At 65.6% G+C, this 26,759-nt stretch carries 28 protein-coding genes and 2 tRNA genes; 20 read left to right on the top strand and 10 right to left on the bottom strand.

The window, feature by feature from the left end:
* Window positions 1-79: 79 nt before the first annotated feature.
* The 3 genes from INQ40_RS04930 to INQ40_RS04920 are packed head-to-tail and all read left to right on the top strand — an operon-like array spanning window position 80 to window position 2,698.
* Window positions 80-1,351, top strand: a complete 1,272-nt coding sequence (locus tag INQ40_RS04930; protein ID WP_194342070.1) for a hypothetical protein — start codon at window positions 80-82, stop codon at window positions 1,349-1,351.
* Window positions 1,348-2,445, top strand: coding sequence for an A/G-specific adenine glycosylase (gene mutY / locus INQ40_RS04925; RefSeq protein WP_194342069.1), 1,098 nt, complete (start codon window positions 1,348-1,350; stop codon window positions 2,443-2,445). Before INQ40_RS04930 ends, mutY begins: the two co-directional genes overlap by 4 nt.
* Window positions 2,423-2,698, top strand: coding sequence for an oxidative damage protection protein (locus INQ40_RS04920; protein ID WP_194342068.1), 276 nt, complete (start codon window positions 2,423-2,425; stop codon window positions 2,696-2,698). The genes mutY and INQ40_RS04920 overlap by 23 nt, the downstream gene beginning before the upstream one ends.
* A 24-nt stretch (window positions 2,699-2,722) precedes the next feature.
* On the opposite strand, the gene INQ40_RS04915 is transcribed toward INQ40_RS04920, so the two are convergent.
* Window positions 2,723-3,253, bottom strand: coding sequence for a DUF6491 family protein (locus INQ40_RS04915; protein ID WP_228482123.1), 531 nt, complete (start codon window positions 3,251-3,253; stop codon window positions 2,723-2,725).
* Between the two features lie 64 nt (window positions 3,254-3,317).
* Between INQ40_RS04915 and INQ40_RS04910 the strand changes: the two genes are divergently transcribed.
* The 17 genes from INQ40_RS04910 (at window position 3,318) to INQ40_RS04830 (ending at window position 18,835) form a co-directional block, all read left to right on the top strand.
* Window positions 3,318-3,393, top strand: a tRNA-Phe gene (locus INQ40_RS04910).
* A gap of 156 nt (window positions 3,394-3,549) precedes the next feature.
* A complete protein-coding gene (locus INQ40_RS04905; protein WP_194342429.1) occupies window positions 3,550-4,014 on the top strand; it encodes an LEA type 2 family protein in 465 nt (154 codons plus the stop codon).
* Between the two features lie 91 nt (window positions 4,015-4,105).
* Window positions 4,106-5,896, top strand: a complete 1,791-nt coding sequence (locus INQ40_RS04900) for an acyl-CoA dehydrogenase C-terminal domain-containing protein (RefSeq protein ID WP_194342067.1) — start codon at window positions 4,106-4,108, stop codon at window positions 5,894-5,896.
* Window positions 5,897-6,058: 162 nt separating this feature from the next.
* Window positions 6,059-6,688: an HNH endonuclease gene (locus tag INQ40_RS04895; RefSeq protein ID WP_345776546.1), complete on the top strand. Its 630-nt coding sequence runs from the start codon at window positions 6,059-6,061 to the stop codon at window positions 6,686-6,688.
* Between the two features lie 78 nt (window positions 6,689-6,766).
* The gene (locus tag INQ40_RS04890; protein WP_194342065.1) at window positions 6,767-7,897 is read left to right on the top strand and encodes a hypothetical protein; all 1,131 of its coding nucleotides are present in this window, start codon (window positions 6,767-6,769) and stop codon (window positions 7,895-7,897) included.
* 86 nt (window positions 7,898-7,983) lie between these two features.
* Window positions 7,984-9,903: a 1-deoxy-D-xylulose-5-phosphate synthase gene (gene dxs / locus INQ40_RS04885; RefSeq protein WP_194342064.1), complete on the top strand. Its 1,920-nt coding sequence runs from the start codon at window positions 7,984-7,986 to the stop codon at window positions 9,901-9,903.
* A gap of 292 nt (window positions 9,904-10,195) precedes the next feature.
* Complete coding sequence (locus INQ40_RS04880; RefSeq protein ID WP_194342063.1) at window positions 10,196-11,404, top strand: site-specific integrase; 1,209 nt, start codon at window positions 10,196-10,198, stop codon at window positions 11,402-11,404.
* A 44-nt stretch (window positions 11,405-11,448) separates the two neighbouring features.
* Window positions 11,449-12,144, top strand: a complete 696-nt coding sequence (locus tag INQ40_RS04875) for a hypothetical protein (protein WP_228482122.1) — start codon at window positions 11,449-11,451, stop codon at window positions 12,142-12,144.
* A 90-nt stretch (window positions 12,145-12,234) separates the two neighbouring features.
* Entirely contained in the window at window positions 12,235-12,498 is a 264-nt protein-coding gene (locus INQ40_RS04870) for a helix-turn-helix domain-containing protein (RefSeq protein ID WP_194342061.1), read from the top strand.
* Window positions 12,495-12,719, top strand: coding sequence for a hypothetical protein (locus tag INQ40_RS04865; RefSeq protein ID WP_194342060.1), 225 nt, complete (start codon window positions 12,495-12,497; stop codon window positions 12,717-12,719). Before INQ40_RS04870 ends, INQ40_RS04865 begins: the two co-directional genes overlap by 4 nt.
* Window positions 12,716-12,958, top strand: a complete 243-nt coding sequence (locus tag INQ40_RS04860) for a hypothetical protein (protein ID WP_194342059.1) — start codon at window positions 12,716-12,718, stop codon at window positions 12,956-12,958. The genes INQ40_RS04865 and INQ40_RS04860 overlap by 4 nt, the downstream gene beginning before the upstream one ends.
* A gap of 112 nt (window positions 12,959-13,070) precedes the next feature.
* Window positions 13,071-15,098: an AAA family ATPase gene (locus tag INQ40_RS04855; protein WP_228482121.1), complete on the top strand. Its 2,028-nt coding sequence runs from the start codon at window positions 13,071-13,073 to the stop codon at window positions 15,096-15,098.
* Between the two features lie 481 nt (window positions 15,099-15,579).
* Entirely contained in the window at window positions 15,580-16,389 is an 810-nt protein-coding gene (locus INQ40_RS04850) for a hypothetical protein (RefSeq protein WP_194342057.1), read from the top strand.
* A 220-nt stretch (window positions 16,390-16,609) separates the two neighbouring features.
* Window positions 16,610-17,182, top strand: coding sequence for a hypothetical protein (locus tag INQ40_RS04845; RefSeq protein WP_194342056.1), 573 nt, complete (start codon window positions 16,610-16,612; stop codon window positions 17,180-17,182).
* Complete coding sequence (locus INQ40_RS04840; protein ID WP_194342055.1) at window positions 17,179-17,943, top strand: terminase family protein; 765 nt, start codon at window positions 17,179-17,181, stop codon at window positions 17,941-17,943. The genes INQ40_RS04845 and INQ40_RS04840 overlap by 4 nt, the downstream gene beginning before the upstream one ends.
* Entirely contained in the window at window positions 17,937-18,641 is a 705-nt protein-coding gene (locus INQ40_RS04835; protein WP_194342054.1) for a hypothetical protein, read from the top strand. Before INQ40_RS04840 ends, INQ40_RS04835 begins: the two co-directional genes overlap by 7 nt.
* On the top strand, window positions 18,638-18,835 hold the full coding sequence (locus INQ40_RS04830; RefSeq protein WP_194342053.1) for a cold shock domain-containing protein: 198 nt from the start codon (window positions 18,638-18,640) through the stop codon (window positions 18,833-18,835). Before INQ40_RS04835 ends, INQ40_RS04830 begins: the two co-directional genes overlap by 4 nt.
* A gap of 68 nt (window positions 18,836-18,903) precedes the next feature.
* Here the strand turns inward: INQ40_RS04830 and INQ40_RS04825 are convergent.
* The 9 genes from INQ40_RS04825 to thrS all read right to left on the bottom strand — a co-directional run bounded on the left by INQ40_RS04825 (window position 18,904) and on the right by thrS (window position 26,617).
* A tRNA-Pro gene (locus tag INQ40_RS04825) sits at window positions 18,904-18,980 on the bottom strand.
* Window positions 18,981-19,074: 94 nt separating this feature from the next.
* A complete protein-coding gene (locus tag INQ40_RS04820; RefSeq protein WP_043958492.1) occupies window positions 19,075-19,431 on the bottom strand; it encodes a MerR family transcriptional regulator in 357 nt (118 codons plus the stop codon).
* Window positions 19,424-19,726, bottom strand: coding sequence for an integration host factor subunit alpha (locus INQ40_RS04815; protein WP_194342052.1), 303 nt, complete (start codon window positions 19,724-19,726; stop codon window positions 19,424-19,426). Before INQ40_RS04815 ends, INQ40_RS04820 begins: the two co-directional genes overlap by 8 nt.
* A 64-nt stretch (window positions 19,727-19,790) precedes the next feature.
* Complete coding sequence (gene pheT, locus INQ40_RS04810) at window positions 19,791-22,184, bottom strand: phenylalanine--tRNA ligase subunit beta (protein WP_194342051.1); 2,394 nt, start codon at window positions 22,182-22,184, stop codon at window positions 19,791-19,793.
* 16 nt (window positions 22,185-22,200) lie between these two features.
* Window positions 22,201-23,211, bottom strand: coding sequence for a phenylalanine--tRNA ligase subunit alpha (gene pheS / locus INQ40_RS04805; protein ID WP_194342050.1), 1,011 nt, complete (start codon window positions 23,209-23,211; stop codon window positions 22,201-22,203).
* Window positions 23,212-23,317: 106 nt separating this feature from the next.
* Complete coding sequence (rplT, locus tag INQ40_RS04800) at window positions 23,318-23,677, bottom strand: 50S ribosomal protein L20 (RefSeq protein ID WP_193986688.1); 360 nt, start codon at window positions 23,675-23,677, stop codon at window positions 23,318-23,320.
* A 13-nt stretch (window positions 23,678-23,690) separates the two neighbouring features.
* On the bottom strand, window positions 23,691-23,888 hold the full coding sequence (rpmI, locus tag INQ40_RS04795) for a 50S ribosomal protein L35 (protein ID WP_043958488.1): 198 nt from the start codon (window positions 23,886-23,888) through the stop codon (window positions 23,691-23,693).
* A gap of 240 nt (window positions 23,889-24,128) precedes the next feature.
* The gene (gene infC, locus INQ40_RS04790) at window positions 24,129-24,650 is read right to left on the bottom strand and encodes a translation initiation factor IF-3 (protein WP_084227701.1); all 522 of its coding nucleotides are present in this window, start codon (window positions 24,648-24,650) and stop codon (window positions 24,129-24,131) included.
* Window positions 24,651-24,715: 65 nt separating this feature from the next.
* Complete coding sequence (gene thrS / locus INQ40_RS04785; protein ID WP_194342049.1) at window positions 24,716-26,617, bottom strand: threonine--tRNA ligase; 1,902 nt, start codon at window positions 26,615-26,617, stop codon at window positions 24,716-24,718.
* Between the last annotated feature and the right edge of the window lie 142 nt (window positions 26,618-26,759).

The raw sequence follows: 26,759 nt of genomic DNA, 5'->3' as shown, positions 1-26,759 counted from the left end.
GCGCGCCATGCCCGCGGAAGCCACTCCCGCGCCCCGCTCCCCTTGGCGACGCGGCGGTCGAATCGCCGCGATCGTCGCTGTGGTGGTCCTCCTGGGCCTTGTCGCGTCGATCGGCTGGATCTCGCGCCCCGCACGGCTGAGCGAGTTGATACTGGATCAGGTCGGAACCTCGCTCGGACTGCAGATCACCGCATCGGGAACAAGTGAATACCGCCTGCGCGGAACGCCGATGCTGACCGTTCGCGGCCTTGACGTTCGCCAGCCGGGCAGCGCGACGGCCCTGCTCACCGCCGAGCGCGCTTATCTGGCATTGCCGTGGGCAACCCTGTGGGCCGGTGGCGAGGACCTGACCATCCGCCGGGTCGAGCTCGATGGGCCGCAGCTCGATCTGAGCGCGCTGCAGGACTGGTTGGCAACCCGGCCAGAGGGCGGGCCGCTGCGCATTCCCACGCTGACCGATGGCCTGCGCATCACCCGCGGTCTTGTGGCCGGCGATGGATGGTCGGTGGATCGTCTGAGTATTGCCACCGATCACGTGTCGACGAGCCAGCCACTGGCTGCGCGCCTGACCGGGCGCCTGCTCGTGGGCACCACGACCGTCCCGTTCGATTTGCAGTTGGCCCTGACCCGACCGGCGATCGGCGCCGGTGCCGCCATTGCGGGCATCGCCAGTGTTCGCAGCGGGCAATCGCGGATGCCGCTGGCGCTGAACCTGTCGGGAGTCCTGCGCGACGCCGCGGACGGAATCGGCCTGGATGCAACCCGGCTGGGTGTCCACGCACGCTGGCTTCGCGAGTCCTCCGACGAAGATCCCACGATTGCATTTGCGCTGGGCATCTCCGGCCGCGTGCGCTATCGCGGCGGCGACCTGGTCGTGGTGCCGCTGGCTGCAGCCGTCCGTGGGCAGGACAAGGTCCCGGAGAGAGTCGACGCTACCGGTTCCCTCGCGCTCGGCGATGCCCTTTCGCTTCACCTCTCAGGCCAAGTTGCCGATTGGCCCGCGCGATGGCCGGCACTGCCCGCGCCGCTGGGCGAATCGGACTCCCCATTCCCGTTCACCGTGGACTACGCCGGCGCTACCGACTTTTCCGACCCGCTGAACCTGCAACTGAGCCGGGACGAAACCCGCTTCGACGGACGATTCCGGCTGCCGGAGTTGACCGACTGGATCGCGCAGCTGGCCGATGGCACCCCGCTGCCGCCCCTCACCGGAACCCTGACGACGCCACAGATTGAAGTCGCCGGCGCGACCCTGACCGGCGTGCGACTACAAATCGATGATGGCGACCACGAGGGCAGCGACGGGTTGCCGGAATCCGATCGCCTTCCGGATTCCGGACCGGCCCGATGAAGGCGAACGTCACGGCCGACAGCTTTGCCAGCCGCCTGCTGCACTGGTTCGACGACCACGGCCGCCATGACCTCCCATGGCAGCACCCGCGCTCTCCATATAGGGTCTGGTTGTCGGAGGTGATGCTCCAGCAAACTCAGGTCAAGACCGCCGCGCCCTACTTTGAGCGCTTCGTCGCCGCCCTGCCCAGCCTGCAGGCCCTCGCCGCCGCGCCGATGGATGACGTCCTCGCCCTGTGGTCGGGGCTCGGCTACTACAGCCGCGCGCGCAACCTGCACCGTGCAGCGCAGGAGTGCATGTCTGCGCACGCCGGCGAACTGCCCCGTGACCTTGACGCCCTGGTCGCGCTGCCGGGCATCGGCCGCAGCACCGCCGCGGCCATCCTCGCCCAGGCCTGGGGCGACCGCCACGCCATTCTCGATGGCAACGTGAAACGGGTCCTTGCGCGATTCCACGGCGTGGGGGGCTGGCCCGGATCGCCTGCGGTCGAACGCCAGCTGTGGGCGTTTGCCGAGCAGCACCGGCCGCATGACCGCCTGGCCGACTACACCCAGGCGCAGATGGATCTGGGTGCGACGATCTGCACCCGCGCCCGCCCGTCATGCGGCTCCTGCCCATTGTCCGCCGGTTGCGCCGCCTACCTTCACGGCCGCACCGCGGAGCTGCCAACACGCAAACCCGCCAAGGCCGTGCCGCACCGCCAAGCATGGATCATGTGGCTGGAGGACGACCACGGCCGCGTCCTGCTGCAAAAACGTCCTCCCGTTGGCATCTGGGCATCGTTGTGGACCCTGCCGCAAGCCGACGATGACACCGCAGTGGCGGACTTCCTGCGCGCTCATATCGACGGCGCCAACGGCGACGGGGAGTTGTTGCCACTCATCGCCCACGCCTTCAGCCACTACAAGCTGGACTTGCTGCCCCGGCGTTGGCGCGGAGTCGCCCTGCGCAGCGCGGTGCAGGACAATGACCATCTGCGCTGGGTCGCACCGGCAGATCTGGCCACGCTGGGAATGCCCGCACCTATCCGCCGCCTGCTGGAATGCGGCCGACCACTCCACGAGGAATCCGATGACCCGTACCGTCTACTGTGAATTCGAGAAGCGCGACGCCGAAGGGCTCGACTTCGCACCCTGGCCCGGCGAGGCCGGCCAGCGCGTCTTCGCCCACATCGGCAAGCCCGCCTGGGCGAAATGGCTGGCCCACCAGACCATGCTGATCAACGAAAACCGCCTGTCCCCGATGGATCCGGCGCACCGCAGGTTCCTGCAGGAGCAGATGCTCGCATTCCTGTTCGAAGGCAACGTCACCCAGGTGGTCGGCTACGTCCCACCCGAACAGGACTGAGCCGGGTGGCTGATGACGCCATGCTCAATGCGTCGAGCTCTCTCGCGCACGGCGCTCGGCGTTCTCCACCGCCTTGGTGTCGACCGGGCGGATCTCCCTGATCCGGCACGGAAAACTTGCATTCTGACGGTCCAGCACGACCACGCTGTCCATGCCGGCGAACACGGTCCCGCCCTGCGCGCTGAAGCCAATCGTGTGTGAGAAATCCAGATCCGGGCAGCGGCCATCAAGTTCCAGCAGATACGCCTGGTGGCGACGCGTCCACACCGTCAGTGCGCTGTCACCGAGCGCGGCCCAGCTGTACAGGGTGCCGAAATTCTGGAAGCTGCGGACCGGCGCGCCCGCATGCGCGCGGTGGATCTCCCGACGCTGGTCATCGGTCAGGCGTGAGCCCGCGCTCGCGCACGCCCCCAGAGCCAGCAAAATCACGATGGCAAACAACGAATTCCTCATGACCGACTCCGATTCGGCAGCGGCCCGCTTCGCCGCGGGCCTGTGAACAGCAATGATCACGTCACCGGCCTTCATCGTCCGTGAAGCGTGATCGACCAGCACGGCGGCTTGCAGGCAAGCGACTGCCCCGCTATAGTTCCGCTCCTTCACGGCCAGCCCGTGACATGGCCGGGTAGCTCAGTTGGTAGAGCAGGGGATTGAAAATCCCCGTGTCGGGGGTTCGATTCCCTCCCCGGCCACCAGTTTAGGTGGCACTGCAAGACCCAAGCCCTGCAACGGCCACAGCCGATGCGGGGTTTCGCGTTTCCGGGGTCCGGACTTTGCGGCGCCCGCACCATGCGCCGTAGTATGCTCGGGGCACTCAAGACGGAGCGGTCGACATGCGGGCAACACGCGGGATGCGGTGGGCGGTTTGGCTGGTTTGCGTTGCGACCCTGGTCGCGTGCGCCAGTGGACCGGTACGCCGGGTGTCAGAGCCCTCGGCCCGGATCCAGCAGCTCACCGTGCTCGCCGATGGCAGCTGGACGGCTGATCTGCGGATCGAGAACTTCAGCAGCATCCCGATGCGCTTTGACAGCTTCCAGTTCGCGATGAAAATCGCCGAACAGGACGCGGGCACGCTGAGCGCGCAGCCTGCGCTGACCATCGGACCGGAGTCCGCCGACGTCATCAGCGTCACGGTCTCGCCTACGGTTGCCGCCAAACTCGCGGTCGCCGACGGACTCGCAGGCCGCCAGGGCGTGCAGTACTCGCTGGACGGTACGGTGACCGCGACGCCCGAGGAGCAGCGCCAGCGCGAGTTCAAGATCAAGCGCTCCAGCGCACTCAGCCCTGCCCCCGGCCTGCCCGGCGTGCTTCGCTGAATTTTGTTCCCGATCGCGGCGTCGCGCTGCGCCGGCGCGTCCGGCACCCGCACGACGCCACCCCACTTTCCTCAAATAAAGCGAGGCCGGCATGAGCCAGTACAAAGCCCCCCTGCGGGATATGCGTTTCGTCCTGTTCGACCTGTTGGGCGCGGAATCAGAATTCCAGCGCCTGGGTTTTGCGGACGCCAGCCGCGAGCTCGTCAACGCGGTGCTGGACGAGAGCGCCCGTTTTTCCGAGGAAGTGCTCGCGCCGCTTAATGAAGTGGGCGACCGCGAAGGCTGCACTTTTGACCAGGCGACTGGCGATGTGACGACCCCGACGGGCTTCAAGGAAGCCTATTCGCAGTATGTCGACGGTGGCTGGACCGGCCTGGTCGCGTCCACCGAGTTCGGCGGCCAGGGCCTGCCGCAGGCAGTGGGCTTCGCGCAGAAGGAAATGATCGACGCCGCCAACCTTGCCTGGGGCAACTTCCCGCTGCTTTCCCACGGCGCGACCGAAGCGCTGGTGCATCACGGCGAGGGCTGGCAGCGCGAGGTGTTCCTCAAGCCACTGGTCGAGGGTCGCTGGACCGGCACCATGTGCCTGACCGAACCGCACTGCGGCACCGACCTGGGACTGTTGAAGACCCGTGCCGAACCCAACGATGACGGCAGCTACGCCATCACCGGGACCAAGATCTTCATCACCGCCGGCGAGCACGATCTGACCGAAAACATCGTCCACCTGGTGCTGGCGCGCCTGCCCGACTCCCCGGCCGGCAGCAAGGGAATTTCCCTGTTTGTCGTGCCCAAGCTGCGCGTGGGACGCGACGGCAGCATGGGCGAGCCCAACCAGGTGCGCTGCGGCAGCATCGAGCACAAGATGGGCATCCACGGCTCGGCGACCTGCGTGATCAACTTCGACGGTGCCCAGGGCTATCTGGTGGGTCAGCCGAACAAGGGCATGAGCGGCATGTTCACCATGATGAACGCTGCCCGCCTCGCCGTGGGGCTGCAGGGCCTCGGACTGTCCGATCGCGCCTACCAGAACGCCCTTGCCTACGCCCGCGAACGCCTGCAGATGCGCTCGCTGTCGGGCCCCAAGTTCCCCGAGAGGCCGGCCGATCCGATCATCGTCCACCCCGACGTGCGCCGCATGCTGCTGACCTGCAAGGCGCTGATCGAAGGCGGCCGCGCGATGAGCTACCACGCCGGACTGCAGATCGACGTCGCCCACAACTCGCCCGACGAGGCACAGCGCAAGCAGGCCGACGATCTGGTCGGCTTCATCACGCCGATCGTCAAGGCCTGCCTCACCGAATGGGGCGTGGAGTGCACCTACCACGCCGTGCAATGCTATGGCGGGCACGGCTACATCGCCGAAAACGGCGTCGAGCAGCTGGCCCGCGATGCCCGCATCACGACGCTTTACGAAGGCACGACCGGCATCCAGGCAATCGACCTGCTCGGCCGCAAGATCCTGCAACTGCAGGGTGCGGGCTTCAAGGTGATGCTGGGCATGGTCCAGCAGCTGTGCACCGAGCACGCCGACAACCCCGAAGTCGCCGAGTTCATCGCCCCGCTGCAGAAGCACGCCGCCCAGTGGCAGCAACTCACCATGGAGCTGGTCGACAAAGCCAGCCGAGATCCGGAAGAGATCGGCGCGGCCGCCTACGACTACCTCATGTATTCGGGTTATGTGGCGCTGGCCTACTGGTGGGCGCGCAGCGTTGCCGTCAGTGAGTCGGGCAGCAGGTCGGACGCATTCAAGGCCGGCAAGCGCGAAACGGCGAAGTTCTATTTCGCCCGCATCCTGCCGCGCACCCTCACCCACGCAGCGGCGATACGCAGCGGCAGCGCCTCCCTGATGACGCTAGACGCGGAGCAGTTCGACGCCTGAATCAACGAAATCCCGCACGATGACGGCGAAAAACCTTGCGGACAAACCGGGCCGGATCGGGTATATGCTCGATTTCTCATGGAAACCGACACTGCGACGCGCTTCGTGGCCCGGACCCTGCCCCCCGCCACGTCCGGCGGGGAGTGGGAATCGGACACTCCTGTGTCCACCGGCCACGCCCTCGAGCACCTCGACTCCGTCCGCCTGCTGTCGCTTGACGCGCATGGGCGGGTACTGGACTGGATGAACTGGCAGCACGCCGCGTGCCTGTATGCGCGTGACGCGGTTGCCTGGACGCTGGGCGACCCCTGCCTGACCGTCCACGGCGGGCACAACCGTCGCAGCGGCGAACCCAGCGTGCTGCGACTGCATCCCATCGTTGCGGCGCGCGGTCACGCCAGCGCACGTGCGGTCAACCCGACGCCCACGCTGACCAATGCCGCGCTGTTTGCCCGCGATGCGCATCTTTGTCTGTACTGCGGCGGCCAATTCAACCGTCCGCAGCTGACCCGCGACCACGTGAAGCCGGTGTCCCGCGGCGGCCGCGACGTCTGGGAAAACGTCGTCGCCGCCTGCTTCCACTGCAACTCGCGCAAGGGCAACCGCAGCCCTCAGCAGGCCAACATGCCGCTGCTCGCCGTTCCCTACCGGCCAAGCTGGGTGGAGCACCTGATCCTGTCCAACCGCAACATCCTTGCCGACCAGATGGCGTTCCTGAAGAGCCAACTGCCGAAAAAGCACGCGCGCGACGGCCTCGTGCTGCGGACATCCGCGCTGGCCGTCGTCCGCTGACGTCAGCCGTGACGGGCTTGATTGACGCCCGCGGCACGCTCCGCGACACTGGGTGATTGTTAAGACATGGACTCGACAATGGCCCTCACCCTCGGCCTGACCGGTATGGATCCGGCCACTGAAGCGTCCCTCAAGGTCGCCTTCGCGGCTGCCAACTCCCAGCTCCTCAATGCCTGGTCGCTGTTACCCGGTGACGCCGCCGAGCATGTAATCGTGGACATGGACAGCATGTACGGACCGATGAGCTGGTTGCGCCTGCATGCCGCGGGCAAGACGGTGATCGGACTGACCTCGGCCCCGCGCACGCAGGCCGACTTCCGCCTGGCGCAGCCCTTCGATGCCGCCTCGGTCCAGCGCCTGCTGACGGAGCTCGCGCCCGGGATTGCGCCGGTCAGCGAACCGCCCGTCATTTCCGAGTCCGTGCCCAGTGGATTCTCCGCCGCGCCGCAGCCGCAGGACCAACTGCCCGAGGAGCATCCGGTCCACGCCGACGAAGAGGCGAGCCCGCCCACTGGCCTGGACGCGGTTCCGGTCCCGACCGAGGAGCCGCTCGACCCGGTTGAGCCCGCCAGCGCGGCATCCGGAGTCATCGTGCCAGCGGCTCCGAGCCTGACACCGCACGTTCCGCCGAGCGTTCCGCCGCCGGCACCCGCGGAGCCGCGCACCCTGACCGAGTGGCTCGCGTCGGGCCGCATCGACGGCCGGGTCGGTTTCCAGCGCGAGGGAGTCACCCTGCTGCTGGATCTGGACCGGCGCGAATACTTCGGACCGGCGACCCTCAAACCGCTTGTCCCGCACGTCACCGGCGAGGCCGTCGCCGCGGATTTCACCGAGCTCGCCGATTGGTCGCGCCAGGCCGCGGCATCGGGCGCGCCACAGCCTCTGTCGCGCCTGCTCTGGTTTGACGGGCTCCTGGTCGGCAGCGGTCAACTGCTCCCCGGTATCGATCCGCAGGCACGTTTCGTGATGCTCAAATGGCCGCAGACCGAGCGCGAGTATCCCCGCCACTTCCGCATAGCCACGGTAATGATGAAGGGCGCGGCGACGCTGGGCGAAATTGCCGAGGCCAGCGGGGTAACGCTTGCCGACGTCACCGACTTCGTCAACGCCAATCTGGCCACAGGCTTTGCCGAGGTCGAGCGGCCGCCCGAGCCGGAGCCCGAGCCGCGCAAGCCGAGTGGGCTGTTCGGGCGCTTCCGCAGCCGCTGAACTCCGGCGGTCGCACGATCCGGGCCCGCCTTGCCCCGCCGCGACCCGGGCGGGACAATGGGGCACCACCGTCCGACGCCGTATTGATGATTGATCCGCAACGCTACCCTCGTCTCTCGCGCATCCAGGTGCCCGCCGACCTGCGCCAGTTTCCGGTCGAGGACTTGCCGGTCATCGCCGACGAGCTGCGCGGCTACCTGATCGAGCAGGTTGCGCAATCCGGTGGCCACTTCGGCGCCGGCCTGGGCGTGATCGAGCTGACGGTCGCCTTGCACTGGCTCTACGACACACCCACCGACCGGCTCGTGTGGGACGTTGGCCACCAGACCTACCCGCACAAGATCCTCACCGGTCGGCGCGACCTGATCCACACGGTCAAGCAGAAGGCCGGCGTGTCGCCGTTCCCCAAGCGTGGGGAGTCGGAGTACGACACCTTTGGCGTCGGGCACAGCTCGACCAGTATCTCGGCCGCGCTGGGCATGGCGATTGCGCTGCAGCGTGCAGGCGACGAGCGCAAGGTGATCGCCGTGATCGGTGATGGCGCGATTACCGGAGGCATGGCGTTCGAAGCACTGGCGCACGGCGGCGGCATGGGCGATGAGCGCGACGGCATCGAGCCCAACCTGCTGGTCATCCTCAACGACAACCAGATGTCGATCTCGGAAAACGTCGGCGGGGTGACCCGGATGCTGGGGCGCCTGACCGGCAGCCGCACGCTCAACGCCTTGCGTGAGGGCGGCAAGCGCCTGCTGGGCGACAAACACCGGCCGGCAGCGAAGTTCGTCAAGCGCTGGGAAGAACAATGGAAGGGCATGTTCGTCCCTTCAACGATGTTCGAAGAGTTGGGCTTCCACTACACAGGCCCGATCGACGGGCACGACATGGAAGCGCTGGTGGGCACGCTCAAGACCCTGCAGGGCATGAAGGGCCCGCAGCTGCTCCACATCATCACCACCAAGGGCAAGGGCTACGAGCGCGCCGAAGGCGACCAGATCGGTTACCACGCGGTCGGACCGTTCAACCCGGAGCTCGGCATGATCAGCAAGGCAGGCGCCAGGAAACCGACCTACACCGACGTGTTCGGCGACTGGATCTGCGACATGGCCGCCGCCGATGAGAAGCTGATGGGGATTACCCCGGCGATGCGCGAAGGCTCCGGGCTGGTGCGCTTCAGCAAGGAATATCCGCAGCGCTATTTCGATGTCGCCATCGCCGAGCAGCATGCCGTTACCCTAGCGGCCGGAATGGCCTGCGAGGGCGCCAAGCCGGTGGTCGCGATCTACTCGACCTTCCTCCAGCGCGGCTACGACCAGCTCATCCATGACGTCGCGCTGCAGGAACTGGACGTCCTTTTCGCCATCGACCGCGCCGGCGTGGTCGGTCCTGATGGGGCCACCCATGCGGGCAACTTGGACCTGAGCTACCTGCGGTGCGTGCCCGGCATGGTGGTAATGACCCCGGCGGACGAGAACGAGTGCCGCCAGATGCTTTCCACCGGCTACCGCTACGAGGGCCCTGCGGCCGTGCGCTACCCGCGCGGGAGCGGCACCGGGGTCGCGGTGCAACCGGCACTGGACGTGTTGCAGATCGGCAAGGCGCAGCTGCGCAGGCGTGGATCGCGCGTCGCCCTGCTCGCCTTCGGCTCGCTGGTGCCTGCGGCCGAGGAGGTCGGCCAGGCATTGGGGCTGACCGTGGTCAACATGCGCTTCGTCAAACCGCTGGACCGGGCGCTCATCCTCCAGCTGGCCGCCGAGCATCACGGACTGGTCACCCTGGAGGACAACGTCGTCGCCGGCGGTGCCGGCAGCGGCGTGGCCGAACTGCTGGCGGCCGAGGGCGTCGACGTATCCATCCTTCACCTGGGCCTGCCCGATGCCTTCCAGGCCCACGGCAGCCGCGAGGAACTGCTCGCCGAGGCAGGCCTGGATGTCGCCGGCATCCGCAGCGCGATTGTCCAGCGCTGGGACGACCTCGACAGCGCGCCACCGCGTAGCGCGGTGAACTGAGCGCCCCCGGCGGCCACCGGCCGTCTGATTGCGCAAGAAAAAATGCCCGCGGGATCTCCGCAGGCATTCTGGCAATTGCTGAAATTGGTCGGGGCGGCCGGATTTGAACCGACGACCACTTGTCCCCCAGACACGTTAAGCGGCACCGTCACCAGTGCGTCTTAGGTCCGTGTCCGCACCTCAAACCCCCTAACCGCTTGCTATTCCACTTGTCTTAGTTTCTACTTCGCTACAGGACTGTTTCGCATTGAATGCGGACACAGTGCGGACACGGCGGACACGGAGACAAGACATGGCGAAGTTGACGGATGCGGCAGTGCGGGCGCTACCTGCCCCGGATCGTGGGAACAAGATCACTTACGAGGGCGGCGGATTCGGGGTGCGCGTCACTGCGGCCGGCGCTAAATCGTTCGTGTTGAACTACCGGGCTGAGGGACGCGAGCGGCGCATCACGATCGGCCCGTGGCCGGCTTGGGGTGTAGCCGTAGCGCGCAAGGAGGCGGGCAAGCTGCGCCAGCTGGCAGACGCAGGGGAAGATCCGTTGGCAGAGCGCCAGCGCCGCCGCGACGCGGACACCATCGAGGAACTGGCGGAACGCTACATCGATGAGCACGCACGGCCCAAGAAACGATCCTGGCGGCAGGATGAGCGCCGGCTGGCGAAATACGTTCTACCAGTCTGGCGCTCGCGCAAGATCGAAGACGTACGGCGGCAAGACGTGTCGGAGTTGGTGGCCAAGATTGCCAAGGCAACGCCCGTGGAGGCTAACCGGATCCTGACGCTAGTCAGTACCTTGTTTTCCTTCGCAGTCGATGCCGGGCTAATCGAGAACCATCCCTGCTTGCGGATGGCGAAACCCACGAAGGAGGAACCGCGCGAACGGGCGCTGAAGAGCAATACCGAGCTGCAGATGGTGTGGGAGATCACCGCAGGCGGCGACTGGGCAGATACCATCCCGCCGCGTGAGGCCGCTGCTATCCGCCTGCTATTGCTGACAGGCGCGCGAGTGTCCGAGGTCGCCGAAATGGCGTGGTCGGAGGTCGACTTGGATGCAGCCGAATGGACGCTGCCGGCCGCACGTCACAAGGGCAATCGGGTTCACCTTGTTCCCCTGAGTCCGGAAGCCGTGGCGATCCTGCGCGAGCTGCCCCGCACCGGCGCGTATGTGTTCAGTGGCGCGCGTGGTGGCCCGCTGACGAAGAAGCACGTATCCAGCGCGCTGATACGCGCGTCCGAACGCTTGGCGGAGCGCGGCATCGAGAAGTTCACCCCCCACGACCTGCGCCGCACGGTGGAAACCGGACTGGCCGCATTGAAGGTGCCCAAGGAGTACCGCGACCGCGTACTGGGCCACGTGGATGGCTCTGTGGGGGGCAGGCACTACAACAAGCACGATTACGCCGACGAAAAACGCGAGGCGCTGGACAAGTGGCAGCGGCACGTCCTGGCCATCATCGGCAGAGACGACAACGTGATCCAATTCCCGGCGCGGGCGGGCTGACTGTGGCTGAGCGCGTGGAGGTGCGAGCGGTCGGCCCCGACTGCGTGGACGTGTTCGTCAAAGACGAGTTCTGTCCGCCGGGGGAGCGCGTGGCATTGCTGATTTCCGCATTCGGTGAAAACGAGGTTCAAGCACGAGCAAAGATGCAGCGGACGCTACATACACCGCTGTGTGATGCCTTCGCTGCTGAGTTGGGCGAATCGCTGGATTCACGGGCGTTTGGTGCCGCAATGGAACGGCGCGCCCGACATCCCGCGCCCCAAAGGACGGACGCGGAGATACTCGCGGCACTCGGGCCTATTGCAGAAGCAGCGCGGAAGTTTCGCCACGCACTCGGGCGGCATGAGCGGGGTTTGCCGATTCTGGAAACTGCGTTTCCAATCGGGCGGCACTTGGAGGTTTGGCAGATGCGCGCCCTAATAGACGAGCTGTGCACGCTCCCCGAGCGACTAGAAGATGCCGGGTGGCAAAGAAAGTCCGGGCGCGGCCCAATCCCCCGATCCGGCGAGGATGAATGGCTTGCCGGTTGTTTCATTCACGCGTGGGCCTGCTGCGTGGGCCTGAAAGTCAGCACTACAGAACGCAGCCGCTTCATGCGCGCGGCGCGAACCCTCCTACCGCTTGCGGGTGTGGAGTTGGGTAAGGATCCCGAGGGGCGGATGGGACGGATCGTCAAGCGGTACATGCGCAATCTGGTGGCTCCACTGCCGTACCCGGCACCGGCAGATGGGGGATTCTAATTCGGCATTTCACCGCAATTAGGACCCTCCCTCGCAGGCAGCCCAAAAACCGAGCCTAGCCCCACGAAAGACAACCGTGGAGCTAGACAAGTGAACGATTCAACGAAAGAAACACAGCCGCAAGGTTTTGCACCTCGCCCGGTCATGGAAGATTATCTGACCCGGCAAGAACTGGCCGATCAAATGGGCCTGACGTTCCGCACCCTGGAACTGTGGGCGCACCGCCGCAAGGGTCCGCCGGTCATTATCATCGGCCGGCGCGCACATTATCATCGCGACGATATCGCGGCCTGGTTGGAAGAACAGCGCAAGCCGAGCAAGGCCACGCCGCGCACGCGGAGGGTATCGGCATGACCGCCTCCGAGATTGCCGCATTGCGTGCGGTCTACGGGCGTACCGGATCCGAGCGCATCGTCGAGCTCGTCGAGGCAACCGAGGCCCTCGCCGCTGCCCTGCAGACGCTACGCACGAACCCCAGGCCCGATGGTGCCGAACGCATCGCCAATCAATTGCACGGCATGCACCGGAGCGCCGCCCAGTTGGTGGCCGTCCTGGCGCGGGAGGTGGCGCAATGAGCGACTACGTGAAACTCCCAGCCGAGGCGATACCGGACCTACGCCGTGCCCTTGCCTGGGGGCTGTATGCAATTGCCGAGGTTGATCGTGTGCGTGAGTTTGTGGAGATGCGTCGCGTGATCGGCCAACCGCTGCCGGACGACGCTTGTCCAATTCAAGGCATGGGCAGCACCGATTCCATGACCGAATACGCCAGCGCATTCCTGTGGTTGGATTGCGCCGTGGAGGTGGCGGAATGAGCCGACACGAAAACGCCCCGGCTGTAGGAGGCCGAGGCGCGGAGTGCATTGAAGCAGGCAGCTTCAACCCCGAGGATACCCACGTCTGCGTGGATTTGCACGAGGTGCACTCATGAGCGGGCGGGCGGAATACGCCGGCTTGATTGGCCCCGTGGCGCGCGACCTGTGCGGCGATCCGAACCCGAAGATGTCGCGCGTGACTGAACTGCGATTCGGCACGCGTGGCAGCCTATCCGTCGACCTGGACAAAGACACCTGGTATGACCACGAGGCCAAAGAAGGCGGCGGGGTGCTGGAACTGGTGACTCGGTGCACCGGACGCGAGGACGGTAAGCAATGGCTTAGGGAGCAAGGCCACCTGCAACCCGACGCACCGCGTTCCCCGTCGCCTGCGGCCGTGTATGACTACGTCGACGAGCAAGGCGAGATCCTCTTCCAAGTCGAGCGCCGGGCCGGGCACAAGTTCCTACAACGCAGACCAGACGCATCGGGCGGGTGGGTGTACAAGGTGGACGGCGTGCGGCAGGTGCCCTACCGCCTGCCCGAGCTGATCGCCAATCCCGATGCGCTGGTGTTCGTGGTCGAGGGCGAGAAAGACGTCGACAACCTGCGCGCGGTCGGGCTGCTGGCGACCTGCAACGCTGGCGGGGCCGGAAAGTGGCGAGACCATCACTCCGAACACCTGCGAGGCCGCGACGTGGTGATCCTGCCGGACAACGATAAAGGCGGCAGGGATCATGCCGACACGGTGCGCGAGAGCCTGGCGGGCATCGCGCGGTCGGTGCGCGTCCTGGACTTGCCCGGACTGGCCGTGAAGGGCGACGTCTCCGACTGGCTGGCCGCTGGCGGCACTGGCGATGCGCTGGTGGCGATGCTGCCCGACCCGGAGGCACAACCACTGTCCCGCGTCGAGCGGCTTGTGGCGTCGCTGGTGCCGTTCTCCGACGACGAGCTGGAAGCGGCGAAGGAGCCACACCCGCATGCATTCTCCGACGGCAACCACGGCCTGTTCCCTGTTGGCGAGGTGACGGTTGTCGCAGCGCCAGGACGGGAGGGGAAGACCTACGCCAGCATCGCTTTGGTGACGTCCTACATTTTGGGGACGAAGGTAGCCGGCCTGACACCGGAGCCGGGCAGGTCCGTCGTGATCTACAGCGCCGAGGACGACCGCCAGCAATACGCCCGGAAGGTATTGGCATCGATCTGCCAACTGGGGAAGGCGGACGCATCCAACGTGCGCGAGCGCGTCATGGTGCCTGACTTGAATGATGCCGGTATGGAGGCGTTCCAGACCATCGTCGCGGTACACGACCGGCAGCCTGTGGAGTCGGCCGCAGTCGACGTGATGGTGGATGCGCTGGCCGGGCGCGGCATCGGCCTGGTGGTGTTCGAGACGGTGAGCACCCTGTCGGACGCGGAGGAAGACAACCGGGCTTTCCGCATCATGGTGCGGGCATTGCGCAAGGTGGCCCGTGCAATCGACGCGGCGGTGATTCTTGTGCACCACACAAGCCAAGCTGCCAGCAACAGCCTGCCCGAACTGTCCGTGTCGGTGGCTGATATTCGCGGTGGGACGTCACTGGTCTACAACGCCAGACAGACGGCCCTGCTGGTGAACCTTGGCAGCGACGATGAGCCGTTCGCGGACGGTGATGCGCGGACCCTGCTGCGGCAGATGATGGCCCCGGGACGGTCTGAGCGGGTAGCCGCGTGGATCACCTTGGACACGTCCAAGGCAGCCAACCCGCCGCCCATCTTCCTGCTGTGGACCCGGACGCCGTACGGCCCGGCGCTGCGTGTGCATCCGGCACCTGACAACCTGCGGGGTGCGAGCTGGCGGGTACTGCACGGGATGCTGATGGGCAAGCGTGCGGAGGCACGGCAGAACCGCAGGGACGCGGCAACCGAGGCCAAGGTCGAGCAGGTCATCGAGGTGGTCCGAAAGCTGGAGGCAGAGGGCAGGCAGCCGACGGCGCGGGCTGTATCGACGGCGGCCGGTAAGGGTGCAGATTGGGCGGCCAAGTACCTGGCATTGGCAGTCGACGAAGGTGTGTTGCTCTCCCAGCCGGAGAAGGTGCCGAGGGCAGCCGGCAAGCCAGACGTCTATCGCATCGCCAACCCGTCGGAGCAGGCAGCATGAAACCGACAGGTGGGGCTGTAAGCGTTGCAGGCACTGGGTTTGACTTGTCGGTTGACTTGTCGGTTATGCAGACAGGTGGGAATGGAGGGGGATTGCCGCCGCGCATAGCGGCATCCCACCCTTTCCTCGGTACGTGTCCCACTCACTCACCCGTCGGTTTACTAAGGGGTGTGGGGTACCGACGGGTCGAGTCAGATCGCCCTGTATCCGGCTATTGCGACGAGGTGATGGGACAGCTGGGACAGTTGGGACAGTTGGGACAGGCAGATGGAGTGGGTGGACTTGGGTAGGAGAAACCCAGACAGCGTGAATTTGCCTTCACAGGGTTATTTGCAGGTAAATCGAGCGCCACTTGACCATCTGACAAGTGGACACGCGGCCTACAACGTAGCGACAGCAAGCAATAAGGCAGAGTTAAGCAATACCTGTCCGCACTGTGTCCGCGTACGCTGTCGTCAACGCCCATTTGCAGGTAGACGCCATGACTGACACGAACGCCCCCGCTGCCGAGCAAGCGGCTCCCACGACGCTGACCCAAGCGGATATCCAGCAGCAGATTGCCGATGCGATCCGGGCAGATCGGGCGAGCTCAGACAGGCGAGCACGCGCACAGGAGCAAATGACCGCAGCCCGCATGGGCCACCGCCCCATCCTGGACAAGCACCGCCACTTGGGTGACGCGGCATTCTGGAGCGCACCCGAATCGAACAACCCGCACGCGGTAGCCTTGAAGATCGTCCACGAACGCGCTGGCACCGGCTACAAGGCGCTGCTGGAGGCGATGGATGGCAACGCAAGGGATGCTCTGCTGTCGACCCCTGAGCGCGTCCAGGCGAACGCACGGCAGGCACGCAGCCTGCGCGACAACACCGTTAGCGCGATCAACTCCGCGATCAACTCTGCCGAAGCCGAACGAGATGCCGTTGGTGCCCGCGCGCACCGCATCACGATCCCCGCCGACGCCTACTCGCAGCAACTTGCCGCTGAGGTGCGTGGTCACCTTCGCAGCCTGAAGCCTGCAGACCGCGTTGCGTTTGCCGAACAGGCCATTGCCGACACCGACACGCTGTTACTGCAGGCGATCGCTTCTGCCCCTGCTGCCCTGTCGGGACTGCCGGCTGAAGTACGCGAGCGAGCGCGCCGTGAAGTCATCACGCTGCTGGCCCCGGAAGACAGCGCAGCGGCTGCCGCGATCGACAAGGGTCTGGAGCTGTGCACCCGCACCCGTGATCGCCTGTTGGAACATTTGGGCGAGTTGTTCGATCCCGCGCACATGGGCAACCCGAAATGATCCCGGACCTGGCCCGCGCGCTGGCCGGCGACACGCTACCCCAAGCCATCGCGCGTGGTGAACAGGCGTATACCGGGGAGGCGTTCAGCCGACTACTGGAGGCGCTACACGACGATCCTGCGACCGCTGCGCCATTGGTACAAGCCGCCTGTGATGAGTGGTCCCTGTACGCCCGCCTGTTGCGCGAGAAAGCCCTGATCCCAGACCCGAGAGGTGACTGGTGGCCGCGCCTGTCCCGGCCATCGCCACGCATCCCGACCGCGCCCAGATCGAGATCGGTTTGGCCAACGGGGTGAGCCTGCGCGGGCTGTCCAAGCGGTACGGCCTGGACCCGGCGCAGCTGTCGCGCTATCGCAAGAGCCACATGAGCGACGAGTTGATCCTGCGTCTACGGGTGCGCGGCCTGCAGTCTGATGAGGAATTGGGGAAGATCCGGGAGATCGAATCCAAGTCCCTGCTGGATCACCTGACTTACCAGCGCAGCCGCCTGTACACCGTGGCCGATCGCGCGGCATCCATCAAACACGACGAGGCGGAGATTCGCGCCATAGAGGCTGCAGGCCGGGCATCGGAGCGCATTGGCCGACTGTTGGGCGAGCTGGGTGCCACATCCATCACCAACAACAACGTGCAAATCAACCTGATGCAGTCGCCGGAGTGGCACAACATCCGCACCGAGATTGTGCAGGCACTGAAGCCCCACCCGGCCGCGTGGCAATCCGTCATCAAGGCACTGGAGCGCATTGAACAGGTCGACCATCCGCGCCTGCTGGAAGGGGTCCGGGTGGCGTGAACATCGCGGCCGACTTTCGCCGTGCCCTGGACCCGGTTTCCATCTTCCGCGAGGGCGTGCGTGATGCCGATGGCGAGCACGTAGCGCCGGCACCGTGGCAGTGCGACGTCATGCGCTCCCAGGCACGTCGGCAACTGATCCTGTGCAGCCGGCAATCGGGCAAGTCCACAACCATCGGGGCCAAGGCTGCAGGCGGGCTGGTGTACGCGCCCGGCCTGTACCTGGTAATCAGCCCGACCCTGCGCCAATCCCGGCTGTTGTTTGCCAAGACGGTCGGGGTCTACAAGCGACTGGGCGACGTGCCGGCGATCCGTTCGGAGAGTGCGAACGAGCTGATTCTGGCCAATGGCAGCCACCTGGTCGCCCTGCCCGGCGATAACGACGCCACCATCCGTGGATTCAGCGCGCCCAAGGCGGTGCTGATCGATGAAGCGTCCCGCGTGTCAGACGCTCTGTATGCCGCTGTGCGGCCGATGCTGGCGGCAAGCCCCAACGGGCAGTTGATCGCCCTGACGACGCCCTACGGCATGCGTGGTTGGTTCTGGGAGCAATGGACGGGCGGCAAGGGCTGGGAGACCACGAAGATCACCGCCGCCGACTGTCCGCACATCACCGAGGAGTTTCTGGCCGAGGAGCGCGAGGGCATGAGCGAGTGGCAGTTCCGCGCCGAATACGACTGCGAGTTCACCGACACGAACGAAAGCTTTTTCGCCAGCGAGCTGATCGATGCGGCAATCAAACCGGAGATGGAAATATGGTGACCGAGACGGCAATCCCCGTGCTGACAATGGCCGAGATCGAAGACAGCCCGCACTACACGATTGAAAGAGACGTTGTTGTAGGCGTCGACCTGGGCCAGTCGGTCGACCCCACGGCCATCGCAGTGGTTGAACGGCAGACAGCGCGCGCACTGGTACCCCCGCTGGCCAAGGTAGCCGACAAGGTGCCGGCCCGGTTCGCGCTGCGGCTGTTGGAGCGGATCCCGCTGCAGACGCCCTACCCCGACCAGGCGGATTACGTGAAGGCGGTGCTGGGACGCATCCCGCACACGGCCGGGCGGGTCCCGGTGTTCCTGGACTTCACCGGCGTGGGCCGGCCGGTGTTCGACATCATGCGCGAGCGGCGTGTTCCGAACGTGGTGCCGGTGACCATCGGGTTTGCCGGCGATGCTGGGCCAAACAAGGCCGGTGGCTACTACGTGCCCAAGCTGGAGCTGATTAGCCGGGTGCAGTCGCTGCTGCATCGGCAAGTACTGGACATGCCGGACAAGCTGCCGCTGGTGCAGGCCATGCGCCGCGAGTTGATGGACTTCCGGGTGACCTACTCCAACTCGGGCAATGCGCAGTTCGGCGCGCGGCAAGGTTCCCACGACGACCTGATTCTCGCCCTGGCCCTGGCGGTCTGGGGCTTCGGGCGCAAGCCCATTGCTGTTGCCAACCTGGGATATGCCACACGATGAAATTTGGACGGATCATCCATTGGGACGGAATCAAGGGATACGGCTTTGTCGAGCCCGACGATGGCGAACAAGACCTGTTCTTCCTCGCGGACTACCTGCGCTATGACACCCCCGCCGTAGGCGATCGCGTGAGCTTTGAGCCTCGCGAGGGCGACCGTGGGCCGCGTGCACGTGCGGTGCGGCTGGTGGGGTGAGCTGCGGACACCTTGCGGACATAGAAAAAGGAGCCTTCCGGCTCCTTCGCGTAACCCATTGATTTTGTTGGTCGGGGCGGCCGGATTTGAACCGACGACCACTTGTCCCCCAGACAAGTGCGCTACCAGGCTGCGCTACGCCCCGAAGATGTTGCCGTGCGCCGCTGTTTCGGCGACGCAAGAGTATAGCTGAAAATCAGTAAATCGCGACCCCTGCGGGGCATCCGCTGACCGCGATGTCAGCGCCGCAGCATCTGCAGCACTTCCTCCAGCTCCATGCGGACCTGGCGGATGATCTGTGTGCTGAGCGCGGACTCGTCCTTGGCCTCCTCGCCTTCCAGACGCAGCCGTGCGCCGCCGATGGTGTAGCCCTGCTCGTACAGCAGGCCGCGGATCTGCCGGATCATCAGCACTTCGTGGCGCTGGTAGTAGCGCCGGTTGCCGCGACGCTTGACCGGCTTCAGGGAGGGAAACTCGGTTTCCCAATATCGCAGCACGTGCGGCTTCACGTCGCACAGCTCGCTGACCTCGCCAATGGTGAAGTAGCGTTTCGCCGGGATCGGCGGGAGCTCGCGGTTGCTGCCTGGATCAAGCATTTTCAGTTCCGGCGTAGGCCTCTACGCGTTCCTTCAATTTCTGCCCCGGGCGGAAGGTCACCACGGTCCGGGCCGAGATCGGAATCTCCTCGCCGGTCTTCGGGTTGCGACCCGGGCGCTCTTTCTTGCGGCGCAAATCGAAGTTGCCAAAGCCCGAAAGCTTGACCTGGCGTCCGCTCTGCAGGGCCAGGCGCAGGGAGTCAAAAAAGGCGTCGACGAATTCCTTCGCTTCACGCTTGTTGAGCCCGACCTCGTCGAACAGCCGCTCGGCCATTTCAGCCTTGGTCAACGCCATTATCCGTTCCATCCCCTGCTGCTGTGTGACTGACAACCGTGCGCCGGGCGCGGAAGAACCGGCCTCAGTCGCGAATCCTTGCTGCGTGATCGGAAAGCATTGCGGACGTGACGGAAGCCACGACGCGATCGACGTCAGTCTCGACGAGCGTGCGCGATTCTTCCTGCAAAATCAAGCCCATAGCAAGACTCTTGCATCCCGATTCCACGCCTTTCCCCTGGTAACGATCAAACAGGACCAGGTCGCGCAGGACCGGCCCGGCGGCTGCGCGAATGGTCCGCTCGACGTCGCCCCAAGGCACGCCTTCGGGCAACACAAAGGCCAGATCCCGCCGCACCGACGGATAGCGCGACCGTCCGCTCGCCTTGGGCACCGGTCGAGCCTGCAGGGGCTCCAGGTCCAGTTCGAAGCCGATGACGTCGACATCGATCTCCAGTGCCTGCAACAGGCGCGGATGCAACTGGGCAATCCAGCCCAATGGCTGCCGCTCCCCCGCCGAATTCTGGCGGAAGACACGGGCGCAGCGACCGGGATGCGCCCAGGGGGCTACAGCGCATTCGTACGCCAGGCTCGCCCCGGACAAAGCTGCGAGGCTTTCCAGGTCGCCCTGCAGGTCGTGGAAGCCGACCTCGCGCGACGGCTGGGCCCACTGCTCGGCCAGCGCATCGCCGCAGGCCACCGCTGCGACGCGCTGCGTGTGCAGCGGCGCCACGCCGTCGGCCGCCGTGAAGACGTTGCCAGTCTCGAACAGGCGGACCCGGGATTGCTGCCGCGCGGCATTCCGTGCCAGTGCCGATACCAGGCCCGGCAACAGCATCGTGCGCATCACCCCCAGCTCGGCGCTGAGGGGATTGGCGATCACCACTGCGCCTTCGGAAGCGGACCAAGAGTCGAGCAGGTCGCCATCGACAAAGGCGTAGTTGATCGCCTCCAGATAGTCACGCGCCGCCATATGGCGGCGGATGTCGGCCGCATCGACCAGGGTTTCGGTAGGCGCGGCCAGCCGCGACGCTCCGCTGGGCAGCGTGGTCGGAATATTGTCGTAGCCGTGGATGCGGGCGACCTCCTCGATCAGGTCCTCCTCGATCGCGATGTCGAAGCGGCGGCTGGGAGCGATGACCTGCCAGCCCTCTTCCAGCGCTTCCACCTGCATGCCGAGCGCGCGGAGGATGCGCTCGACCCGCGCACCGGGTACCTCGATGCCAAGTACCCGCGCCAGCCGCGCACGGCGCAACACGATCGGCTGCGGTTGCGGCAGATGCTGATGCAGCGCCGCCTCGACCACCGGGCCCGCGCTACCGCCGGCGGCATCGAGGATCAGCGCGGTGGCGTACTCGATGGCGATGCGTGGAAGTTCGGGATCCACGCCGCGCTCGAAGCGGTGGCTGGCGTCCGTGTGCAGGCCGAGCTTGCGGCTGCGGCCGATGATGGCGGCGGGCGCAAAGTGTGCGGCCTCCAGGAACACGCTGCGGGTCGCCTCGGTCACGCGAGCGTCAAAACCGCCCATGATCCCAGCCAGCGCGATCGGCGCGTCGGCATCGGTAACCAGCAGGAACTGCGGGTCGAGCGCGGCGTCGCGGCCATCCAAAAGCTTGAGCCGCTCGCCGGCGCGGGCGCGGCGGACGCCCACCGTGCCGCCGCTGAGTAGATCCCGATCGAAGGCATGCATCGGCTGGCCGAGCTCCAGCATCACGTACTGGGTCACATCGACCAGCAGCGATACCGGGCGCACGCCGCTGCGCCGCAGGCGCTCGGCCATCCACAGCGGGGTGCGTGCAGTCGCGTCCACATCACGCAGTACGCGACCGCAGTAGCGCGGTGCGTCGGCGCCGGCATCAAGCTGGATCGACAGCGTGTCCTCAATGCGCGCCTCCACCGGGTCCACGTTGAAACCGGATACCGCAGCATCCGCGGCCGCCGCCACGTCGAAGGCGATGCCGCGCACGCCGTAACAGTCGGCGCGGTTGGGGGTCAGCTTGATCTCGATGGCCGAATCGGGAAGGCCCAGCAGATCGCCTACCGGCGTGCCGGGAGTGGCATCGGCGGGCAGTTCAAGCAGCCCGGACGCATCGCTGTCGGTGCCCAGTTCCTTCGCCGAACACAGCATGCCGAACGACTCGACGCCGCGGAGTTGGGCAGCCTCGATTTTCATGCCGCCGGGCAGAACCGCCCCGACTTTCGCCAGCGGGACCATCAGGCCGGCGCGGGCATTGGGCGCACCGCAGACGATCTGCACCAGCTCACCGTCGCCGGCATCGACCTGGCACACCTGCAGGCGGTCGGCCTCCGGGTGCTTGTCCGCCGATACGATCCGCGACACGACGACGTTGTCGAGGCCGTCGCCGATACGGGTGACCTCCTCCACTTCCAGCCCGATCGCGGTGAGTGTGTCGACCAGCTCATCGTGGCTGGCAGTGGTGGATACGTGCTGGCGCAGCCAGTTTTCGGAAAACTTCATTCAATCGATCCCTGGCTTACGCGAACTGTTTCAGGAAACGCACGTCGTTCTCGAAGAAGCTGCGCAGGTCGTCGACGCCGTAGCGGAGCATCGCAAAACGCTCCACGCCCAGGCCGAACGCAAAGCCGGTGTACTTCTCTGGGTCGACACCGATGTTGCGCAGCACGTTGGGATGGACCATGCCGCAGCCCAGAACCTCCAGCCAGCGCATGCTGCCGTCGGCCTGCTCCCAGGCAATGTCGACCTCGGCCGAGGGCTCGGTAAACGGAAAGTAGCTGGGGCGGAAGCGCATCTGGAAGTCACGCTCGAAAAACGCCCGCACGAACGCGGCAAGCGTCCCCTTCAGCTCGGCGAAACTGGCGTGCTCGTCCACCAGCAGGCCTTCGACCTGGTGGAACATCGGCGTGTGGGTCTGGTCACTGTCGCTGCGATAGACCTTGCCGGCGGCGATCATCCGCAGCGGCGGGGAATGGTCCTTCATGTAGCGCACCTGCACGCCGGAGGTGTGCGTGCGCAGCAGGCGCGCGACGCCACTGCCGTCGGGACGCATGTAGAAGGTGTCGTGCATGGCCCGCGCCGGATGATGCGGCGGAAAATTCAGGGCCTCGAAGTTGTGCCAGTCGTCCTCGATCTCCGGCCCGTCGGCGAGTTCGAAACCCAGTCGCCCGAAGATGTCGGTGATCCGTTCCAGCGCCCGGCTGACCGGGTGCAGTCCACCGCGCGAGGCGTTGATTCCGGGCAAGGTGACATCGAGGGTCTCGGACGCCAGCCGGGCGTCCAGCGCTGCCTGCTGCAGCGTGTCGCGACGTGCGTGCAGCGCCTCGGTGACGGCGTTGCGGGCCTGGTTGATTGCCTCGCCGGCTGCCTTGCGCTGGTCGGCGGGCAGTGTTCCCAACTGCTTGAGCTGGGCGGTGATGCTGCCGGACTTGCCCAGCAACTCCACTCGCAGCGACTCCACTGCGGCGGGGGCGTCAGCGGCGGCGATGCGCTCCAGCGCCTGGGCGGTGAGGGTTTCGATTGCGCTCATGCCTGTTCCAGAAAAAAACATGGGGAAGGACTTGCGCCCTTCCCCATGCGTGACTCTCGTTGCTGACCGGCCGCCGCGGACAATGCCGGGTACCGGTGCCGCACGTTTACGCTGTGAGCGCGCCCTTGGCCTTCTCGGTCAGCGCGGCAAAACCCGCCGCGTCGTGCACGGCGATGTCCGCCAGCACCTTGCGATCAAGGGTGATGCCGGCCTTCATCAGACCGTTGATGAAGCGGCTGTAGCTCATGCCGTTCATGCGGGCAGCCGCGTTGATGCGGGTGATCCACAGCGAACGGAAATTGCGCTTCTTCTGCTTGCGGCCGATGTAGGCGTACTGCTGTGCCTTGATGACGGCCTGATGGGCGACGCGATAGACCTTGCGACGGGCATGGTAATAGCCCTTGGCGAGGTCGAGCACCTTCTTGTGGCGACGGCGCGCCTGTACACCACGTTTGACTCGTGCCATTTTTCAGTCCTCCTCAGGCGTAGGGCAGCATGCGATTGATACGTCCAGCGTCTTCCGGGCGGGCGTAATTCGTCTGCCGCAGGTTGCGCTTCCGCTTGGTCGCCTTCTTGGTGAGGATGTGGCTACGGTTGGCGTGGCCGCACTTGAACTTGCCGGACGCGGTCTTGCGAAAACGCTTGGCCGCCCCACGGTGGGTTTTGATCTTGGGCATTGCGAAGGTCCTTTCGGGTATATGTCACTGACATGGGCGGTGGCATGGCCACACTTTCCGTCCTGCCCGTATCGGTCGATAAGTCATTGATCCGAAAAGGATCAGCAACAGGTCCTGAACTACAAACAACAAGCCCGGCAAACCGGGCCGCCCATTATGCCGGCAGCGCAACGCGCGCGCAACACAATGGGCCAATGGCCGTCTGCGGGTGTGCGGCTGCCAGAGACGGCAGCGCGAGGGCTACTTCTTCTTCGGCGCGATCATCATCACCATCTGCCGGCCTTCCAGACGGGGACGCGATTCCACGACGATGTCCTCACCCAGATCCAGCTCGATCCGGTCCGCCATCTGGCGGCCCAGATCCTGGTGGCGCATCTCGCGGCCACGGAACCGGATGTTGACCTTGATCTTGTCCCCGTCTTCCAGGAAACGGCGCATGTTACGCAGCTTGATCTGGTAGTCGCCTTCATCGGTGACCGGGCGGAATTTGATTTCCTTGATCTCGACCTGCTTCTGCTTCTTCTTGGCCAGGTTGGCCTTCTTTTGCAGATCGAAGATGAACTTGCCGAAATCCATGATGCGGCAGACCGGCGGATCGCCGTGAGGCTGGATTTCCACCAGGTCGAGGCCTGCTTCCTGGGCGAGCTCAAGGGCCTCGTCGCGTGAAAGCACGCCGACCTGTTCGCCATCACTGCCGATCACGCGCACTTTCAGCGCGCGGATCTCCTGATTCTTGCGGTTCCGCTTGTCGGGGGTACTGATGTTGCAATCTCCGGTATGGGTCGTTCGGCCGCACGTGCAGCCGACACAGTATGGACGACGCTGCCTTAGCGGGCGTCTTCGTTACGTAAACGCGCGGCGAACTCGGCAACGGACATCGAGCCAAGATCTTCCCCCCCACGCGTGCGCACCGCGACCAGGCCGTTTTCCTTTTCGCGGTCTCCGACGACGAGCAGGTACGGCACGCGCTGGAGCGTGTGCTCGCGAATCTTACGGCCGATTTTCTCGTTGCGCAAATCCTTTTCCACCCGGAACCCTTGATCTGCAAGGGATTGGGCCACTTCTGCCGCGTAACTTGCCTGGGCGTCGGTGATGTTGCCCACCACCGCCTGCACGGGTGCCAGCCAGGCCGGAAAGTGGCCGGCGTGATGCTCGATCAGGATGCCGATGAAGCGCTCCATCGAGCCGACGATCGCCCGGTGCAGCATCACCGGATGCTTGCGCTGGCTGGACTCATCGATGTATTCCGCGCCAAGACGGCCGGGCATCATGAAATCGACCTGCATGGTCCCCAGCTGCCAGGTACGGCCGATCGCGTCGCTGAGGTGGTACTCGACCTTCGGGCCGTAGAAGGCGCCCTCGCCGGGCAGCTCCTCCCACTCCACGCCGGTGGCACGCAGCGCGAGGCGCAGTGCCTCCTCGGCCTTGTCCCAGGTCTCGTTGTCGCCCATGCGGGGCTCCGGGCGCAGGGCCAGCTTGACCTGCACGTCGGTGAAGCCGAAGTCCTCGTAGACCTTCATCGCCTGCTGGTGGAACGCGGTGACCTCGGACTCGATCTGCGCCTCGGTGCAGAACACGTGGCCATCGTCCTGGGTGAACCCGCGCACGCGCAGGATGCCGTGCAGCGCACCGGACGGCTCGTTGCGATGGCAGGCGCCGAACTCGCCGTAGCGGATCGGCAGGTCACGGTAGCTGTGCAGGCCGTGGTTGAAGACCTGGACGTGGCCCGGGCAGTTCATCGGCTTGAGCGCGTAGGTGCGCTTCTCCGACTCGGTGAAGAACATGTTCTCCTGGTAGTTGTCCCAGTGGCCGGACTGCTTCCACAGCGAGACATCCAGGATCTGCGGGCAGCGCACCTCGTCGTAGCCGCTGTTGCGGTACACGCCGCGCATGTACTGCTCCACCACCTGCCAGATCGCCCAGCCCTTGGGATGCCAGAACACCAGACCCGGCGCTTCCTCCTGCATGTGGAACAGGTCCTGCGCGCGCCCGATCTTGCGGTGGTCGCGCTTCTCGGCCTCCTCCAGCTGCAGCAGGTGCGCCTTCAGCTCCTTGTCGTTGAGCCAGGCCGTGCCGTAGATGCGGCTCAGCATCTGGTTGTTGTGGTCGCCGCGCCAGTACGCGCCGGCGACCTTCATCAACTTGAAGCTGCGCAGCTTGTCGGTGCTGGGTACGTGCGGACCGCGGCAAAGGTCGGTGAACTCGCCCTGGCTGTAAAGCGAGAGGTCCTCGCCGTCCGGGATCGAGGCGATGATCTCTGCCTTGAAGTGCTCACCGATGCCGTTGAAGAAATGGATCGCGTCGTGGCGCGACTTCACTTCCCGGCTCACAGGCAGCGCTTCCTTGGCGATCCTGTGCATCTCCGCTTCGATCGCCGGCAGGTCTTCGGGCGTGAAGGGCCGCTCGTAGGCGAAGTCGTAGTAGAAACCGTTCTCGATCACCGGGCCGATGGTGACCTGGGTGCCCGGGAACAGCCTCTGCACGGCCTGGGCGAGAAGGTGCGCGGTGGAATGGCGGATCACCTCCAGCGCGTCGGGATGCTTGTCGGTGACGATTTCCAGCGCGGCGTCGCCGGTCAGGCAGTAGCTGGTATCGACAAGGTCCCCATCCACCTTGCCGGCCAGCGCGGCCTTGGCCAGGCCCGGGCCGATGGATGCGGCCACGTCGGCAATGCTCAGGGGTGCGTCGAATTCACGGCGGCTGCCGTCGGGAAGGGTGATTGCGATCATGGCGGTGTCTACAAAGAGTCTGGCTGGAGGTCGGAAAACGTCCGACCCGAAAAGAGCAAAGCGCCCCCTGGGCGCCTGCATCAAAATGGAAGCCCGGGCGGTTCTAGCGTTGGATGCGCGTAGTGCTCATGTCACACACTCG

It is taken from the genome of Lysobacter sp. H21R4, assembly GCF_015277535.1.
In the GTDB taxonomy this organism is placed as follows: domain Bacteria; phylum Pseudomonadota; class Gammaproteobacteria; order Xanthomonadales; family Xanthomonadaceae; genus Novilysobacter; species Novilysobacter ciconiae.
Note: the sequence above shows the minus strand (reverse complement) of the source record. Positions and strands in the feature narration are given on the sequence as shown.